The following is a 17,814-nucleotide window of genomic DNA, read 5'->3' as shown; positions in this document are numbered from 1 at the left end:
TTTTAGCGGACGGATTTCATCCGTTCGCTGGCAAGATTATAAACCTGGCTTCTTTCGCGTTTCCCAACGGCAACGACGGCGATCACCAACACTTCATCAATGACCTGATACACCAGCCGGAACCCGCTGGATTTCAGTTTGATTTTGTAGCAATCCTTCATGCCACGAAGTTTTGCTGCCGGGATGTGTGGGTCCTCGCAGGATTTCTTTAGCTTTTTGGCGAACTGCTGTTGTATGGCTTTATCAAGTTTGTGCCATTCTTTCAACGCGTCTTCCCTGAACTTCACCGTATAGCTCATAAATAACTGTCCAAATCCACGTCAATCAGTGGCTGGTTGTTACGTTCATTGACCAGCTTCACCAACTCCTGGTCATCCAGCGCATCAAGCATTTTTTCATAAAGCTCGGCTGGTACGCAGTAAAACGCCGGCTGGTTGCGATTTAGTATTGCAACGGGGAAGCCGTCTCCAGCGTTAACCGTCGCCATCGGATTTTTTTTCAGTTCGCTAACGCTAGCGCTGGTGTCGCTCAGGATGATGCTAGGCATAAGTCACCTCTTAAGACTGTTTAATGGGTCTTTATTATAGATCTAAGAGACCTGTTAACAAGTCTTTTGGGCGTTTTTTGTTCTTTTTTAGATAGCGGCTATAGTTACTGCGAGTGATAAGGGATAAAAGTTAACGACGTTTTTCTTCCCTAACTAAAACTTAGTAGTATCTTTATAAACCCTATTTGGTTTTAAATAAATTATGTCTCTACATCTCAGCAAATATCAATTATCTGGGGGCTCCATGCCATGGAATTTATAGAAAAATTAAATACACTTTCAGCAAAAATAAAACAGCAAGCTGGCGCTATACAGACGGAGGAGGCAACAAAAACGGCCTTTGTTATGCCATTTATCCACAGCGTGCTTGGTTATGATGTTTTTGATCCGACTGAAGTTGTGCCTGAATTTATATGTGATGTTGGAACGAAAAAGGGCGAGAAAATCGATTATGCCATTCTTAAAAATGGAGAAGTGCAGATATTAATTGAATGTAAGAAGATTGGTGAGCCACTTAATATTAATCATGCATCGCAACTTTTCCGTTACTTCCATGTTACTAATGCACGCATCTCTATTTTAACCAATGGGCAGCTTTATAAGTTTTACACCGATCTGGACTCACCTAACAAGATGGATGAAAAACCCTTTCTTGAGTTTGATTTGCTGGATATCGACGAGTACGTTTTGCCTGAGCTGCTAAAGCTAACAAAGTCTGCATTTGACGTTGAGTCGATTATCAATGCAGCGGGTGAATTGAAATATGTAAGTCATATTAAAAAATTGATAGCACTGCAGTTTTCTGAGCCAGAAGATGACTTTGTGAAATTTTTCGCCTCCAGAGTTTATGATGGCATGATCACGCAGAAAGTCAGGGAGTCATTTACCGAGCTTACGCGTAAGGCCGCTAGTCAATTTTTAAATGACCAGGTCAATGAGCGATTAAAGTCAGCAATGAGTGGCGTACAGCCTTCGGGTGTGAAAGATGTTCAGCTATCTGTTAATGACGTGGAGACAGAGGAAAAAACAGAAGACAGTGAAATCGTCACCACGGTTGAAGAGTTGGAGGGCTACCATATTGTCAAAGCGATTGTTCGCACCGTTGTTGAAGCTAATCGTATAAATCATCGTGATACAAAAAGCTACTTTGGTATTTTGCTGGATGATAACAACCGCAAGCCTATATGCCGCCTGCATTTTAATCGCGCGCAAAAATATATTGGTATTTTTGACGAGGCTAAAGCTGAGACACGGCATCCTATATCAAGCCTTGATGATATTTATCTCCATGCAGAGATATTGAAAGCTACCGCTTGTTCCTACAATTAAAGAGCATACTCTTCGTTCCTGAAGAATAAGGCGAAAAACAGGCAGAGGAGAGTGTGTATCCCCTCTCCCTGCCAGGGAGAGGGTGAGGGTCATTCCTCAGAACAGGCCCAGCGGTTTGTCGGAATAGCTCACCAGCAGACACTTCGTCTGCTGGTAATGCTCCAGCATCATCTTATGGGTCTCGCGCCCGATCCCCGACTGTTTGTAGCCCCCGAACGCCGCATGCGCCGGGTAGGCGTGGTAACAGTTGGTCCACACGCGCCCGGCCTGAATGCCGCGCCCCATTTTGTACGCCAGGCTGCCGTTGCGGCTCCACACGCCCGCGCCAAGGCCATATTCGGTCTCGTTTGCCAGCTCCAGCGCCTCCTCCACGGTTTTAAACGTGGTGACGGCGAGCACCGGGCCGAAGATCTCCTCCTGGAATACGCGCATGTTGTTTTTACCGAACAGGATGGTCGGCTCAAGGTAGTAGCCCGCCTGCAGGTCGCCCGTCAGCGCTTTTCTGCGCCCGCCGGTGAGCACGTCCGCACCTTCTTTCTTGCCGATGTCGATATAGTTGAGGATGGTTTCCATTTGCCCCTGAGACACCTGCGCGCCCATCTGGGTGCGGCTGTCCAAAGGGTTGCCGCTGCGGATGGCTTCTACCCGGCGAATGGCCCGCTCGATAAAGCGCTCGTAGATAGATTCCTGCACCAGCGCGCGGCTTGGGCAGGTACAGACCTCACCCTGGTTGAAGGCGAATAGCGCAAAGCCTTCCAGTGCCTTGTCAAAGAAGGCGTCTTCCTCTTCCATCACGTCGGCAAAGAAAATGTTCGGGGATTTGCCGCCTAACTCCAGCGTGACCGGGATAATGTTTTGGGTGGCGTACTGCATGATCTGCTGGCCGACTTCGGTGGAGCCGGTAAACGCCACTTTAGCGATGCGTTTAGACGTCGCCAGGTATTCACCAATTTCACCGCCCGCGCCGTTCACCACATTAACCACGCCAGGCGGCAGTAGATCGCCAACCAGCTCCATCAGCAGGAGCACGGAGAGCGGGGTCAACCGCGCGGGTTTCAGTACGATGCAGTTGCCCGCCGCCAGCGCTGGCGCCATTTTCCAGCTCGCCATCAGCAGCGGGAAGTTCCACGGGATAATCTGCGCCACCACGCCAAGCGGTTCATGGAAGTGATAGGCGACGGTATCTTTATCCACCTCACTGATGCCGCCTTCCTGGGCACGAATGCAGGAGGCAAAGTAGCGGAAGTGGTCGATAGCCAGCGGCACGTCGGCGGCGCTGGTTTCGCGAATCGGTTTGCCGTTGTCCCAGGTTTCTGCCGTCGCCAGCAGCTCAATGTTTTGCTCCATGCGATCGGCAATTTTCAGCAGAAGGGTGGCGCGCTCCTGCACGGACATCTGCCCCCAGCCTTTTTTGGCTGCGTGGGCGGCATCCAGCGCCAGGTCGATGTCGGCCTTGCCGGAGCTGGCGATTTCGCACAGCGGCTGGCCGGTCACCGGGGTGAGGTTTTCATAGTATTGACCACCAACCGGGGCAACCCACTGGCCGCCGATGTAGTTGTCATAACGAGGTTTAAGCTTGAGCGGGAAACCATACTCGCCGGGGATAATACGGGTATCGGGAGGATTGTTTGTCATGGCAGTCTCCTTGTGATGGTTCACTCACTAGGGTAGTCCGGGCTGCCTGTTTCTTCGCCATTTCGCGTCGGCTTTACGACACGCTTCACGGATTCCCTGCGGAGAAGAGGGCAGACCTCTTCCCGCAGAATGGAAAATCACGCAGCTAAAAATAGCGCCTTATCGCGCAGCAGATGGTCGTTGCCGCGCCGCCGGGTGAAGCCAATTTTGTCGAAATACTCCAGAATCTGAATCGCCAGTTTGCGGCCCACGCCCAGCCTGTCGCGGAAGTCAGCGGCGTTGGTCGCGCCGTGGGTTTGATCCAGCTCGCGGATCAGATCGGCAAACGCCTGCAGGCGATCGTTGCGGTAATAACGATCTTTCAGAATCGCGGTGACCAGCCCTTGCTGAGCGGCGGATCTTAGCAGCTGGCGCATGGCCTGCTCTTCCTCGCCGGTTTCTTTGGCCAGGTCGCGCACCCACCACGGCTCGTCGCCAAAGAGGACGTCGACTTTATCCCACACGGCCTGTTGTGTAGCGGAAAACCCTGGCTCATGCCCCGGCAGATGCAGCCAGCCCTGGCGGCTCATGAGCAGGCCTTCACCTCGCATTTTTTCGATGAGCGACAGCACCAGGCCTTCGTCCTCTGCGGGCAACGCCATGCGGCGCAGGCGTTCTCGCCCCGGCCCCGGCTGATCGTCATGCTGTTGGTGGTAGCGAGCCAGCGCGTCGAGCAGTTTTTGCTGCCAGATAGCGGCCACGTCCGGGCTTAGCAGCGCGTTGCCTGCCTGCAAATAGCCTGGCTTCGCAAGCAGGGCCTGAAGCCCTTGTGTTGTTAACTGACGCGCCCAGCCAAATTCGTTGAGCAGCACGGCTCCGCGAGTCAGATGTGTTCTCAACGCCTGTTGGTCATCGGTGACTGCTGCCAGCTCACCCAGCCAGCTCAGGAAAGCGGGCTGGCGTTTACCACGACGTGGCGCATGGAGCAGCACGGCACGGGCCCCGGCGAGCGTGGTGCGGGCGCTGATATCGCGCAGCACCAGGCGGTCGTTATCCGCCAGCCACAGCGGCACATCCAGCACCAGCTCGGCTAAATTACCTTCGAGCAGGGAAACACGCCCGGTTACGTGGCGAGCAGAATGGTGAATATGCAGCGGCTGCCACTGCTGGAGCGGCTGCAGGGGTTGCAGCTCGACGATGACGCGCTCAACCGGCTGCAGCGGTTTTTCGCTTAACAGCCAGTCGCCCCGGCTGATATCCGTTTTTTCCGCGTCACCGCTGATATTCAACGCAATGCGCTGCCCGGCCATGGCGCGGGTTACCGGCTGGTTTTGAGCATGGAGGCCGCGCACGCGCATCGGTTTTTCTGTGCCGGTCAGCCAGAGTGAATCACCGATATTAACTTCCCCGCTCAGCGCCGTGCCGGTCACTACCAGTCCTGCGCCCTTGACCGTAAAGGCACGGTCGATGGCAAGGCGGAAGCGATGTGCAGTGGCGTGAGGGCGTTCGCCCAGCCCTTTGAGATGCTGCTGTAGCGCTTCAACGCCTTCCCCGCTGGTGGCGGCGGTAACAAAAATAGCGGCATCCGCCTCACCCAGCAGCGTGACAACTTCATCGCGGACCTCTGCAATGCGGCTGTCGCTCACCCGGTCGGCTTTGGTCAGCGCGACGGTAATCTTCGGGTTACCTGTCAGCTGTAAAATCGCCAGATGCTCGCGGGTTTGCGCCATCACGCCGTCGTCGCAGGCGATGACCAGCAGGGCATGATCGATGCCGCCGACGCCCGCCAGCATGTTGGCCAGAAACTTTTCATGCCCTGGTACATCGATAAAGCCGATAACCCGGCCATCCGGCTGCGGCCAGTAGGCGTAGCCGAGGTCGATGGTCATGCCGCGTTTTTTCTCTTCCGGCAGGCGGTCTGCGTTTACCCCGGTCAGCGCCTGAAGCAGGGTGGTTTTGCCGTGGTCGACGTGCCCGGCGGTGGCGATAATCACTGTGCGAGTCCCTCCAGCAGTAGTTCTTCGTTTTCCAGGCAGCGTAAATCCAGCCACAGGCGGCCTTCGGCCACGCGGCCAATCACCGGCCTTTCCAGCTCACGCAGAGTTTGCGTCAGCATGGTGAGCGTTGTGCCGCGTCCGTCTTTCGGCGTGAAAGTCAGAGCTGCGCCCGGCAGGCGATCAACGGGCAAAGAGCCGCTACCGATTTGCGACAGGCATGCCTCAACGCGCACGTCGAACTGCTCGCCAAAGCGCTCTTTAAATGCGGGTAGCAGGCGGCTGGCCTGCTGGTGGATCTCTTCGGCGCTGCGGGTCAGCAGGCGCAGGGTTGGCAGGCGTTCAACCAGCGTTTCCGGGTGTTGGTACAGCCGCAGTGTGGCTTCCAGCGCCGCCAGCGTCATTTTGTCGGCCCGCAGCGCACGCTTCAGCGGGTGGCTCTGAATGCGCTCGATTAGCGCCTTTTTGCCGACGATGATCCCGGCCTGCGTGCCGCCGAGCAGTTTGTCGCCGGAGAAGCTCACCAGGCTCACACCGTCGGCAATCAGCTGCTGCGGCATTGGCTCAGGCGGCAGGCCCCACTGGCTTAAATCGACCAGCGAGCCGCTGCCCAGGTCGGTGACGACCGGCAGGTTCAGTTCGTTACCCAGCGTAACCAACTCGGCCTCGCTGACGGTTTTGGTGAAGCCTTCAATGTGGTAATTGCTGGTGTGAACCTTCATCAGCAGCGAGGTGTTTTCACCCGCTGCCGCGCGGTAGTCTTTCAGGTGTGTACGGTTGGTGGTGCCGACTTCAACCAGCGTGCAGCCCGCCTGGCGCATGACGTCGGGGATGCGAAACGCGCCGCCAATCTCCACCAGTTCGCCGCGCGAAACCACCACTTCGCTGCCGTTGGCACAGGCCGCCAGCATCAGCAGGACCGCCGCCGCATTGTTGTTGACGATGCAGGCATCTTCCGCCCCGGTCAGCTCGCAAAGCAGATCGGCAATGGCGCGATCGCGGTGGCCGCGTCCGGCGTCGTCCAAAGAATATTCCAGCGTGACGGCGGAGCGCATGGCTTCTGTCACTGCCGCAATAGCTTCTTCTGCCTGTAAGGCCCGGCCAAGATTGGTGTGCAGTACCGTGCCGGTCAGGTTGAACACGGGCTGGAGAGCGCTGCGCTGGCTGGCCTCGAGCACGCTACGCGTTTTCTTCGCCCAGTCTTCGCTCCAGTCCGGCAGTGTGTTCGCCGTGCGGATGTGCTCGCGCGCTTCGTTTTGCAGCGTTCTCAGCGTGGTAACCACGCGGGTGTGGCCGAACTCGGCAAGCAGGGCGGTAAAGGCGGCATCGCGCAGCAGGCGGTCGGTCGCCGGAAGATGGCTAAAAAGTGTTTGAGCTGTCGTCATGGCAGGGGCTGAATTAAGAAATTTGTGGGCGATATTACAGGGGACAACGTCCCCTGTCCTGGCCGCAGATCATGCCGCGGGCGGTTCGGTACGGGCAAAACTCTCGCGCTGGAACAGCTGTTCCACCAGCTTGACCAGGTGCGGGCGGTTCACACACCAGCCTGGCGCAACGCGGCGGAAATTGAGATAGCCCACTGCGCAGGCCGCAGAAATACTGGCCAGATTGAGCGGCTCTGCGGCCAGCGTGCCGTCGGCGGCGTATTCTTCCAGCAGGTCGAGGGCGCGGCCAATCTTCTCGCGCTGGCGCACCAGGACTTCTTCAGACTGCTGTTCCGCCGGGCGCAGTTTCTCACGCACTGACGTTAACGCCGCATCCAGAATGCCATCGGAAAGCGCCTCAAGCTGGCGCACTTTCAGTGCCGCCTTTGGGTCGTGCGGGATAAGCGCTGGCGCAATGTTCAGCAGCTCAAGGTATTGGGCGATGATCGGCGAATCAAACCAGCGCTCGCCTTCATCGGTAATAAGCGTTGGGACTTTGCCTAGCGGGTTGTACTGCGGGGCCGGGCTGTCGCCAACCCACGGATTGACATTAATAAATTCAAAACTGAGGCCTTTTTCAAGCAGGATGACCGAGATCTTTCGCACATAGGGGCTGGTGTAGTTACCGATCAGTTTCATGACATTATCCGTTTTTGCCAACTTGAGGTAAGTATGAAACAGATACCCAACATTGGTGAAAAAGTCTACGCCTGCGGCGCTTTTATGTAATCGACGAAGGCGCGAAGCGCACTGGGCATGTACTGGCGGCCTGGATAATAGAACTGGAACGGCGGCAGCTCAGGCAGCCAGTCCTCAAGCATCGAAACCAGCCTGCCGCTCGCCAGATGGTCTTCTACCTGCTGCTGATAAAGATAGCCGATGCCTGCGCCGCACAGCACCGCTGCCAGCTCGGAGTCGAGATCGTCCACGATGATGTTGCCGCAGGGCGTCACTTCCAGCTTGCCTTCCGGCCCGTAAAACTCCCAGCAATAGGGGCGGCCGCTGTGAAAGCGGAAGGTAACGCTGCAGTGATTAACCAGCTCGCGTGGGTGCACTGGCGCAGGGTTTTGCGCCAGATACTCCGGTGTGGCAACCACGCAAATCCTCGCTTTTGGGCCGATGGGGACGGCGATCATGTCTTTTTCCACCGTGGTACTGAGGCGTATCCCGGCGTCGTACTCCTGCTTCACGATATCCACCAGCCTGTCGTCGGTGGTCACTTCGACTTTGATGTCGGGATAGCGGGCGGTAAACCCGGCGACCAGCGGCATCAGCACAAGGCGTGAAGCCAGCCGCGAACTGTTAATTTTGAGGGTGCCCATCGGCGTGTCGCGAAATGAGTTCACCTCATCGAGAATGGTATTAATTTCGTCGCAGGCCGGGCGCAGGCGCTCGTAGAGGTTGCTGCCAGCCTCGGTTAGCGAAACGCTGCGGGTGGTGCGGTTGAACAGCCGGATTTTCAGGCGCTGCTCGAGCTGCTTGATGCCGTGGCTAATTGCCGAAGGAGAAAGCCCCAGCTCGTCTCCGGCGGCACGAAAGCTTTTGTGCCTCGCCACGGCGATAAAGGTCGCGAAGTCGGTAAAATTCAGCGCCATTAGTGAAAATTCTTCATTAACTCATCTCAAATACTACGTTTTACAGAATTATCCAGCGGTCGTAAAGTGAACGCACATCCCCACTGACTGAGATAACTCCATGAAATCAGAGAATATGTATATTGTTTGGGCGCACCCACGCAGCGAATCGCTAACCGCGCAGGTGGTACAGGAAATTCAGGGCGAGGCGGCGGAGCGCGGCATTAATGTCTCTTCTCTCGATTTGTACCGCAGCGGCTTTAACCCGGCGCTGGGCGTGGAAGACGAGCCGGACTGGAACAACCCGCAGAAGCAGTACTCCCCGGAAGTTCACCGCCTGTTCGGTGAACTGGAAGATAAAGACACGATGGTGATCGTGTTCCCGGTGTGGTGGTACAGCTTCCCGGCCATGCTTAAAGGCTACCTGGATCGCGTGTGGAACAACGGTCTGGGCTACGGGCCAGGCAGTAAGTTAGGCGGGAAGAAAATCCGCTGGGTGGCACTGGTCGGCGGTTCACAGGCCGGTTTCGTGAAGTACGGTTGGGAAAAAAACATGACCGACTTTATTAGCGGCTCAATGAGCTACCTTGGCATTCAGGATGCAAAAATCGACTTTCTCTATAATACCATCGGCGTGGAAGAGGGGATTGGCGACAGCGACGCCCATTACCAGCAGCTGTTTGCTCAGGCGCGTGGCATTGTCTCAGATTTAGATAACTAACTTTTCATTCCTGCGCGGCATTCAACGCCGCGCTTTCTGCCAGCCGCTTCGCTGTAATTTACTTTCATCCTTTTCTTGCCCGCCGTTTGTTGTCAACGCCCAGATTTTAACTGGATCACATTAGGATTAACCTGCCTAAAAATACTTTGTGAGTTAGATCACAAATAAATAACAAAGGTGTCATAACTAAATGTGATGTTTATCACATTAAAAGGTCAGTCAGGGTTAAAAATTCCACGGTGTACTTTTTTTACACTGCAATTATGTGATCATCATCACTCAATGTGGATGGGTGATCCCTGAGTATTAGTGATCTAACTCACATAATTGGGCGGTTGCTGGACAGCTTAACGATTCAGTGCCAGATTCGCGTCACTTTACTGCATAAGGCCGGCGACCCTGCCGCTACGTTAACAATAAACCTCGGGCTGCTTTTCAGCGCGGAACACCAACAAGGGGTATGTGTATGTCATCCGATATCAAGATCAAAGTGCAAAGCTTTGGTCGTTTCCTCAGCAATATGGTTATGCCAAATATCGGGGCGTTTATCGCCTGGGGTATTATCACGGCCTTATTTATTCCTACCGGATGGTTGCCAAACGAAACGCTGGCGAAGCTGGTAGGCCCGATGATCACTTACCTGCTGCCGCTGCTGATCGGCTTTACCGGTGGTCGCCTGATTGGCGGTGACCGCGGCGGCGTGGTGGGTGCGATTACTACCATGGGCGTTATCGTCGGTGCAGATATGCCGATGTTCCTCGGCGCAATGATTGCGGGTCCTCTGGGCGGCTGGGCAATCAAGCACTTCGACAAATGGGTCGACGGTAAAATCAAATCCGGCTTTGAAATGCTGGTGAACAACTTCTCTGCCGGTATCATCGGGATGATCCTGGCGATTCTGGCATTCCTCGGCATCGGCCCGGCGGTTGAAGTCCTGTCCAAAGTTCTGGCGGCAGGCGTTAACTTCATGGTTGTGCACGACATGCTGCCGCTGGCGTCTATCTTTGTAGAACCAGCCAAAATCCTGTTCCTGAACAACGCCATCAACCACGGTATCTTCTCGCCGCTGGGTATTCAGCAGTCCCACGAGCTGGGCAAATCCATCTTCTTCCTGATTGAAGCGAACCCGGGTCCGGGTATGGGTGTTCTGCTGGCGTACATGTTCTTTGGGCGCGGTAACGCCAAGCAGTCTGCTGGCGGCGCGGCTATCATCCACTTCCTGGGCGGTATCCACGAAATTTACTTCCCGTACGTGCTGATGAACCCACGTCTGATCCTGGCCGTTATCCTCGGCGGTATGACCGGCGTGTTCACCCTGACCGTGCTGAACGGCGGCCTGGTATCTCCGGCATCCCCTGGTTCCATCCTGGCGGTACTGGCGATGACGCCGAAAGGCGCGTACTTCGCTAATATCGCGGCTATCTGTGCGGCAATGATTGTTTCCTTCGTGGTCTCCGCCATTCTGCTGAAAACCAGCAAAGTGAAAGAAGAAGACGACATCGAAGCTGCGGCTCGCCGTATGCAGGAAATGAAAGCCGAATCCAAAGGTGGCGCAGCGCCGCTGGCGGTAGGTGCTGGCCTGTCTAACGACCTGAGCCACGTGCGTAAAATCATCGTTGCTTGTGACGCAGGTATGGGCTCCAGCGCCATGGGCGCAGGCGTGCTGCGTAAGAAAGTGAACGACGCTGGCCTGAAAAACATCTCCGTGACCAACTGCGCGATCAACAGCCTGCCGGACGACGTTGACCTGGTGATTACCCACCGTGACCTGACCGAGCGTGCGATGCGCCAGGTGCCGCAGGCACAGCATATCTCCCTGACTAACTTCCTCGACAGCAGCCTTTACGCCAACCTGGTTGAGCGCCTGTTGGCTTCTCAGAACCTGAGTCAGAAAGAAGAAAAAGTGATGCACAGCCTGGAAGACAGCTTTGTTTCCAGCGAAGACGCGGTGTTCAAGCTGGGCGCGGGTAACGTGTTCCTCGGCCTGAAAGCCAGCAATAAAGAAGAAGCGATTCGCTTTGCCGGTGAACAGCTGGTGAACGGCGGCTACGTGCAGCCGGAATACGTGGACGCGATGTTTGAGCGTGAAAAACTGACCCCGACTTATCTGGGCGAAGGTATTGCGGTTCCTCACGGCACCGTGGAAGCGAAAGATCGCGTGCTGAAAACCGGCGTGGTGTTCTGCCAGTATCCTGAAGGCGTTCACTTTGGTGAAGAGCCGGAAGACGTGGCTCGCCTGGTTATCGGGATTGCTGCCCGCAATAACGAACACATCCAGGTGATCACCAGCCTGACCAACGCGCTGGATGATGAGTCGGTGATTGAGCGCCTGGCGCACACCACCAGCGTTCAGGAAGTGTTGGATCTGCTGGCCGGTAAGAAGTAGGACCCTCACCCCAACCCTCTCCCTGAAAGGGAGAGGGAGTAAACGGGGGAAGTTCTGGATGTTCCCTCTCCCCTTTGGGGAGAGGGCTAGGGTGAGGGGATTCGCATACAGTATCCTTACCCCAGCCCTCACGGGTGAAATAATCAGGAAGGTTAACGCAATGAAAGCATTACATTTTGGTGCAGGTAATATCGGTCGTGGCTTTATCGGTAAACTGCTGGCGGACGCCGGTCTGCAGCTGACTTTTGCCGACGTAAACCAGGTGGTTCTGGATTCCCTGAACGCGCGTCACAGCTACCAGGTTCACGTAGTGGGCGAGCAGCAGCAGATTGATACCGTCTCCAACGTGAATGCCGTCAGCAGCATTGGCGATGACGTTGTGGCCCTTATCGCTCAGGTTGATCTGATCACCACCGCCGTCGGCCCGGTTGTGCTGGAGCGCATCGCGCCAACGCTTGCCAAAGGCCTGGAGCTGCGCCGCGCGAACGGCAACGAAACGCCGCTGAACATCATCGCCTGTGAAAACATGGTGCGCGGCACCAGCCAGCTGAAAGAGCACGTCAAGAAAGCGCTGTCTGCCGAGGCGTGGGCGTGGGTTGAGCAGCACGTTGGCTTTGTCGATTCTGCGGTTGACCGCATTGTGCCGCCGTCGGAATCCGCCACTAACGATCCTCTGGAAGTGACCGTGGAGACCTTTAGCGAGTGGATTGTCGATAAAACCCAGTTTAAAGGTGACCTGCCGAACATTCCTGGCATGGAACTTACTGATAATCTTATGGCGTTTGTCGAGCGCAAGCTCTTCACGCTGAATACCGGGCATGCTATAACCGCGTACCTCGGTCAGCTGGCCGGGCACCAGACTATCCGCGATGCCATTCTTGATGAGAAAGTGCGCGCCGTAGTGAAAGGGGCGATGGAAGAGAGCGGCGCGGTGCTGATTAAGCGCTACGGCTTTGAAGCCGACAAACATGCCGCGTACATCAAGAAAATCCTCGGTCGTTTCGAAAACCCGTATCTGAAGGATGACGTGGAACGCGTTGGCCGCCAGCCGCTGCGTAAACTCAGCGCGGGTGACCGCCTGGTTAAGCCGCTGCTGGGGACAATTGAGTACGGTTTGCCTCACGTGAACCTGATTAAAGGGATTGCGGCGGCAATGCACTACCACAGCGAGCAGGACCCGCAGGCGCAGGAGCTGAAACAGCTGCTGGCGGAGAAAGGCCCGCAGGCGGCGCTGGCGGAAGTGTCCGGTCTGGATGCGAACAGCGAAGCCGTGACTGAGGCGGTGAAGGCGTATAACGCCATAGCGTAACCCTATGCAGGCGCGGTGGATACCGCGCCTGAAACATGTTTAGTGATGCAGGCAAAAATGGAAGAAACCCAGGCCTTTGAAAACCGCGTGCTTGAGCGACTGAATGCCGGCAAAACCGTAAGAAGCCTGCTGATTGCTGCCGTCGAGCTGTTAACCGAAGCGGTAAATATCCTGGTGCTGCAGGTGTTCCGCAAGGACGACTACGCGGTGAAATATGCGGTTGAGCCCCTGTTGGACGGCGACGGCCCGCTGGGCGACCTTTCGGTACGCCTGAAGCTTATCTACGGACTGGGCGTGTTGAATCGCGCTGAGTACGAAGACTGCGAGCTGCTGATGGCGCTCCGCGAAGAGCTGAACCACGACGGCAACGAGTACAGCTTTACCGATGACGAAATGCTTGGCCCGTTCGGCGAGCTGCACTGCGTGACGGCGCTCCCGCCGACGCCGACCTTCGTTGACGGCAGCGATCCTGAGCTGCTGGCGATGCAGCGTCAGCGCTACATGCAAATTGTTCGCTCCACAATGGTACTTTCCCTGACAGAGCTGATCTCCCGGATCAGCTTAAAAAAAGCCTTCCAGAAATAGCCGCTTTTCGCCCTGTCCCTCAGGATCGTGTATCCTTGCCAGCAAGCCATCTTTATTCACGGTAAGTCAAAATGAAAGAAATCGAAAAAGCAGAAATTAAACGCCTTAGCGACCGTCTGGACGCTATCCGCCACGAAATGCCAGGCCTGCACCTGATCAACGAAGCGGAAAAATATGCCGAGCTGGAAAAAGAGCGGCAGAAGCTGGAAATCGAAATTGCTCGCCTGCAGGCGGTGCGTAACCAGAAGCTGAGCAAAGAAGCGCAGAAGTTGGTGGCGCTGCCATACAAGCGTGCGATTACCAAAAAAGAGCAGGCTGATATGGGCAAGCTCAAGAAAAGCGTGCGTGGCCTGGTGATTGTTCATCCGATGACCGCTCTGGGTCGCGAGATGGAACTGACCGAGATGACCGGTTTCTCCCGTACGGAATTCTGACCGCGCTCTCTTTTCGGTGAAATAAGCCGATAAAACCCGCCTCATCAGCCTCTTAAATCTCCACCTGGCTCTATAGTTAAGTGCCGGGTGTGGATTTCTTCTGCCCCAGCCCCACCACTGGACAATTTGCCCGTCTCAACGCGAGGCCGCAGGGAACGCCAACCCTTTGTTTATCTTTCTTGCTGCGAGAGTAAACATGAAAAATAAGGCTTTGACTCTGGTTCCCGTCTGTCTGGTCGGTTTCACCGGCGCGCTTCCTTTATCCGCCTCCGCCGCCTGTTCGTCGTCAGCGCCGAATAGCGGGGATACCGTGACCTGTAGCGGTTCGGGTATTCCGCCGGTGGTTGCCACCGCAGGCAGTAATAACGTCACGATTAATCTCGACTCAACCGTGAGCGGGAGCTATTCGCTGACCACCCAGGCGACGCCGTTTTCGGTGGACAGCGGCAGTAATATCAACAACGCCGGGGCGCTGACTCTCTCTGATAACGGCACGGGCGTGGCGAACCGTGGGGCGCTGCTGCTGGGCGTGAATAACGGTAATACGCTGACTAATGGCGCGACGGGCACGCTGACCACCACCGGGGCCTACAACGACGGCATGGCCGCTAACGGCAATAACAATACGCTGATCAATAACGGCACTATCATCACCAGCGGCAATAACTCTTACGGCATGACCGCGGCCTGGGGGCAGAGTAATCCTGGCGCTGCAGGAAATACCATCACCAATACCGGTACTATCTCCACGTCGGGGAATAACGCCAGGGCCATTTCGCTGCTGGGTGGCAGCGGCACGGTGAACAACAGCGGGACACTGACCACTTCCGGGCGGGACGCGCCCACGGTGTTTTTGCAGGGTAACAACGGCACGCTAAACAACAGCGGCCTGATTCAGACCACCGGCACCGCCTCTTCCAGTGGCAGCGTGGACGGCGTGGTAGCGAACACGCTCGGCAGCAGTTTTAACACCACGATCAACAACCTGGCCGGCGGGCAAATCATCAGCAATAACGGCATCGGTATCCGGTCGACTAACGGCAACATCACCATCACCAACGCCGGGCTGATTCAGGGGGGAAGCGGCACGGCGATCCTTAGCGGCAACGGCAGCATTTCGCTGATCCTCCAGACCGGCTCACAAATTGTTGGCCTGGCCGATGGCGGGCTGGGCAATAACAGCGTGACGCTTGAGGGGGCAGGCAGCGCCACAAATGATTTTGTTAACTTCAAAACGTTAACGATGAATGGCAGCGACTGGACGTGGGCCGGAAATGGCTCATTTGCTACGGCATTGATGCAAAGTGGAACCTTTGATTTAGCCGGAACGCTCGGCAATGCTTCCGCGCCCGTGGCGGTGACGGTGGTCAACGGTGCTACCCTGGGGGGTTACGGTATCGTCAATGGTGATGTCGTTAATGGCGGCAGAATTGCTGTCGCAAATGCATTAACAGCACACGCCAACGAAATGCCCGGTAACTTCCAGATTAACGGCAACCTGACCAACACAGGGCTTGTTCAGCTTGGTGGCAGCGGCGTGGGGAATAGCCTGACCGTAGCCGGAAACTATAGCGGTCAGAACGGCATGATTGCGCTGAATAGTGTTCTGGCGGGGGACGGGGCTGCGTCGGATAAGCTTATCCTCAGCGGCGGTAGCGCTTCGGGCAGCAGCACGTTGAAGGTCACTAATCTCGGCGGCGCCGGGGCGCCAATTGTGGCCGATGGTATCCAGGTGGTGCAGGCCACTAACGGCGCGACCAGCACGGCGAATGCCTTCACTCTTTCGGGGGGCACCGTTAGCGCAGGGGCATATTCCTATTATCTCGCCAAAGGCGGCGTCTCCGACGGCAGCGGCGGGAGTTGGTATCTGCGCAATACTGTCGTACCGGACTCGACAACGTCGGTCACCCCGGCAGAAGAAACGCCTGAGTCCATCGTGGATGCTTCTCACGGCAATGAGACGCTGAACGTTTACCGACCAGAAGTTGCGCTGTACGCCGAAGTGCCCGCCGTTGCTCGCCAGCTTAACCTGCAGCAGATCGACACCTTCCACGACCGCCAGGGTGAGCAGAGCCTGCTGAGCGGCGATAACAAAGCACCGGCCTTCTGGGCCAGAAGCTGGGGAAGCCACGCGGATATTCATCAAAGTGGAGATGTGAACCCGTCCTTCAATGGCACATTGTGGGGGCTGCAGCTGGGGCAGGATTTGTATACCGCCACTGAGGATAGCGGGGCGACGCATCACCTCGGTATCCTGTTCGGGTTCTCCAGAGCGACCGGGGACGTTGATGGTTTTGCACTGGCGAAACAGGGCATGCGCGTCGGCAAAATGCAGCTGAATAACTACAACTACGGCGGCTACTGGACAAGGGTTGCGGCCTCCGGCTGGTATACGGACGCGGTGTTAATGGGCAGCGCGCTGCGGCTGAATACTAACTCGGTCAACGAGGTGAGTGCTTCTTCCAGCGGCAATGCGGTGACCGGCTCTGTTGAGACGGGGTTGCCCGTATCCCTCGGCGAAGGGGTGACGCTTGAACCTCAGGCACAGCTGGTCTGGCAAAGAACCTCGCTGGATTCGCTGCATGATGGCGTCTCCGATGTTCGCTGGAACAATGGCAACACCTGGCAGGGACGGGTTGGGGCCCGGCTGCAGTGGGCGTTTGAGGCGAGCGGCGTGAACTGGAAGCCTTATCTGCGCGCCAATGTGCTGCGGTCATTCGGTCAGGATGATGAAACCGCTTTCGATGGCAGCACGACGATCGCTAATAGCATTGGGCAAACGGCCGGTCAAATTGGAGCGGGGCTGGTGGCGCAGGTGAGCCAGAACGGCAGCCTATATGCTACGACAGGCTACCTGACAAACTTCGGCGGCGAGCGGCAGCGGGTAGTGACGGGGAATGTCGGCGTGCGCTGGATCTGGTGACTGCCCAGCGCCGCTTTTATTATGGTTACTTTGTGTTCAGTTTTTTTGAAAGAGATAAGCGAATTGTTCCGCTAAAAAACAAAACACGGCGGCGCTATTCTTATCTCATCGAAGGCAGTCAGCCTTCCAACTAAACAAAATGCAAAGGTAATTATCATGAAAAGCATCAAATATTTTGCCGTAGTTATGACTCTCGCTGCTTCCTTCTCCGGTTTTGCTGCGGAAGCACAGCCAGCTGCCAGCCAGAAAATGGGCACCGTATCGGTCAGCGGCGCGTCTAACCTCGACAGCCTGCAACACCAGCTGCAGCAGAAAGCCGAGCAGGCAGGCGCGAAGTCTATCCGCATTGTTTCCGCCGGTGGCGATAACAAAATGTACGGCGTGGCTGAAATCTACAACTAAGTCTTGAATCACGCAGTATGGGCCGCCTCGTGCGGCCCGTGTTTTATCTGAACTCCCGGGCCAACAGGCCAAAAATCCAGTCATCCTGCCAGCGTTCATTCAGCCAGTAGTTTTCCCGCAGCGTGCCTTCCTGCTGAAACCCGACTTTCTCCAGCACTTTCTTCGACGGAACATTTCCGGCGGTGACCGTGGCCACAAGCTTGCGGATGCCTATCTCCGCAAACGCAAAGGCGCACACCTCGTACAGCGACTCATACCCGTAGCCTTGCCCGTGAAACGACGGGTCGAGTAAAAAGCCGACTTCCGCGATATCGTCCTCGCGCAGAATAAAACCGGTGACGCCAATCGGCACGCCGGTTTTGCGGTGACGCATCACCATACAGAGCCAGTGGCGGCTGCCCGGCTGCCATCCGGGAAGACGGGCGTCAAAAGCCTGGCGGATCTCTGCCTCCGGTCGGTTATCGGCCACGTAGCGCATGACGTCCGGCTGCTGCTGCAGGTAGCGGAAAAATAGCCAGTCGGCTTCGGTAATTTGGCTGAGCGCCAGGCGAGGTGTCAAAATTGTCGACATG

At 56.2% G+C, this 17,814-nt stretch carries 16 protein-coding genes; 8 read left to right on the top strand and 8 right to left on the bottom strand.

Annotated elements, in window-relative coordinates:
- Positions 1–2 precede the first annotated feature (2 nt).
- Together B9Y90_RS03590 and B9Y90_RS03585 are read right to left on the bottom strand one after the other, a co-directional pair.
- Complete coding sequence (locus B9Y90_RS03590; protein WP_085540235.1) at positions 3–299, bottom strand: type II toxin-antitoxin system RelE family toxin; 297 nt, start codon at positions 297–299, stop codon at positions 3–5.
- Positions 296–547 carry a type II toxin-antitoxin system Phd/YefM family antitoxin gene (locus B9Y90_RS03585; RefSeq protein WP_085540234.1) on the bottom strand — a complete coding sequence of 84 codons (252 nt, stop codon included), beginning with the start codon at positions 545–547 and terminating at the stop codon, positions 296–298. The genes B9Y90_RS03590 and B9Y90_RS03585 overlap by 4 nt, the downstream gene beginning before the upstream one ends.
- Positions 548–796: 249 nt before the next feature.
- Here B9Y90_RS03585 and B9Y90_RS03580 point away from each other — a divergent pair, with 249 nt between their 5' ends.
- The gene (locus B9Y90_RS03580; protein ID WP_085540233.1) at positions 797–1,876 is read left to right on the top strand and encodes a type I restriction endonuclease; all 1,080 of its coding nucleotides are present in this window, start codon (positions 797–799) and stop codon (positions 1,874–1,876) included.
- 96 nt (positions 1,877–1,972) lie between these two features.
- Here the strand turns inward: B9Y90_RS03580 and exaC are convergent, their stop codons facing one another.
- The 5 genes from exaC to B9Y90_RS03555 all read right to left on the bottom strand — a co-directional run bounded on the left by exaC (position 1,973) and on the right by B9Y90_RS03555 (position 8,503).
- Positions 1,973–3,511 carry an acetaldehyde dehydrogenase ExaC gene (gene exaC, locus B9Y90_RS03575; RefSeq protein WP_085540232.1) on the bottom strand — a complete coding sequence of 513 codons (1,539 nt, stop codon included), beginning with the start codon at positions 3,509–3,511 and terminating at the stop codon, positions 1,973–1,975.
- Between the two features lie 137 nt (positions 3,512–3,648).
- On the bottom strand, positions 3,649–5,484 hold the full coding sequence (gene selB, locus B9Y90_RS03570; protein WP_085540231.1) for a selenocysteine-specific translation elongation factor: 1,836 nt from the start codon (positions 5,482–5,484) through the stop codon (positions 3,649–3,651).
- Complete coding sequence (gene selA, locus B9Y90_RS03565) at positions 5,481–6,869, bottom strand: L-seryl-tRNA(Sec) selenium transferase (protein ID WP_085540230.1); 1,389 nt, start codon at positions 6,867–6,869, stop codon at positions 5,481–5,483. The genes selB and selA overlap by 4 nt, the downstream gene beginning before the upstream one ends.
- A 69-nt stretch (positions 6,870–6,938) precedes the next feature.
- On the bottom strand, positions 6,939–7,547 hold the full coding sequence (locus tag B9Y90_RS03560; protein ID WP_039288809.1) for a glutathione S-transferase: 609 nt from the start codon (positions 7,545–7,547) through the stop codon (positions 6,939–6,941).
- Positions 7,548–7,612: 65 nt separating this feature from the next.
- The gene (locus B9Y90_RS03555) at positions 7,613–8,503 is read right to left on the bottom strand and encodes a LysR family transcriptional regulator (protein WP_085540229.1); all 891 of its coding nucleotides are present in this window, start codon (positions 8,501–8,503) and stop codon (positions 7,613–7,615) included.
- 100 nt (positions 8,504–8,603) lie between these two features.
- Between B9Y90_RS03555 and B9Y90_RS03550 the strand changes: the two genes are divergently transcribed.
- From B9Y90_RS03550 to B9Y90_RS03520, 7 genes are all read left to right on the top strand, one after another.
- Positions 8,604–9,203 (top strand): NAD(P)H oxidoreductase, encoded by a 600-nt coding sequence (locus B9Y90_RS03550; protein WP_085540228.1) that lies wholly within the window; start codon positions 8,604–8,606, stop codon positions 9,201–9,203.
- Positions 9,204–9,669: 466 nt separating this feature from the next.
- Positions 9,670–11,589, top strand: a complete 1,920-nt coding sequence (locus tag B9Y90_RS03545; protein WP_039288796.1) for a PTS mannitol transporter subunit IICBA — start codon at positions 9,670–9,672, stop codon at positions 11,587–11,589.
- A gap of 160 nt (positions 11,590–11,749) precedes the next feature.
- Entirely contained in the window at positions 11,750–12,898 is a 1,149-nt protein-coding gene (gene mtlD / locus B9Y90_RS03540) for a mannitol-1-phosphate 5-dehydrogenase (RefSeq protein WP_085540227.1), read from the top strand.
- A gap of 45 nt (positions 12,899–12,943) precedes the next feature.
- Positions 12,944–13,483: a mannitol operon repressor MtlR gene (gene mtlR / locus B9Y90_RS03535; RefSeq protein WP_008458691.1), complete on the top strand. Its 540-nt coding sequence runs from the start codon at positions 12,944–12,946 to the stop codon at positions 13,481–13,483.
- Positions 13,484–13,554: 71 nt separating this feature from the next.
- Positions 13,555–13,917: a YibL family ribosome-associated protein gene (locus tag B9Y90_RS03530; protein ID WP_008458687.1), complete on the top strand. Its 363-nt coding sequence runs from the start codon at positions 13,555–13,557 to the stop codon at positions 13,915–13,917.
- Positions 13,918–14,113: 196 nt separating this feature from the next.
- On the top strand, positions 14,114–16,840 hold the full coding sequence (locus B9Y90_RS03525; protein WP_085540226.1) for an autotransporter family protein: 2,727 nt from the start codon (positions 14,114–14,116) through the stop codon (positions 16,838–16,840).
- A gap of 156 nt (positions 16,841–16,996) precedes the next feature.
- Positions 16,997–17,242: a YdgH/BhsA/McbA family protein gene (locus B9Y90_RS03520; protein WP_039288781.1), complete on the top strand. Its 246-nt coding sequence runs from the start codon at positions 16,997–16,999 to the stop codon at positions 17,240–17,242.
- Positions 17,243–17,285: 43 nt separating this feature from the next.
- Here B9Y90_RS03520 and B9Y90_RS03515 read toward each other — a convergent pair whose 3' ends face one another.
- On the bottom strand, positions 17,286–17,813 hold the full coding sequence (locus tag B9Y90_RS03515; protein ID WP_085540225.1) for a GNAT family N-acetyltransferase: 528 nt from the start codon (positions 17,811–17,813) through the stop codon (positions 17,286–17,288).
- Between the last annotated feature and the right edge of the window lies 1 nt (position 17,814).

Origin of the sequence: Cedecea sp. NFIX57 (genome assembly GCF_900177785.1) — a bacterium.
Classification (GTDB): Bacteria; Pseudomonadota; Gammaproteobacteria; order Enterobacterales; family Enterobacteriaceae; genus Cedecea; species Cedecea neteri_C.
This window is presented reverse-complemented; position numbering and strand designations above follow the sequence as displayed.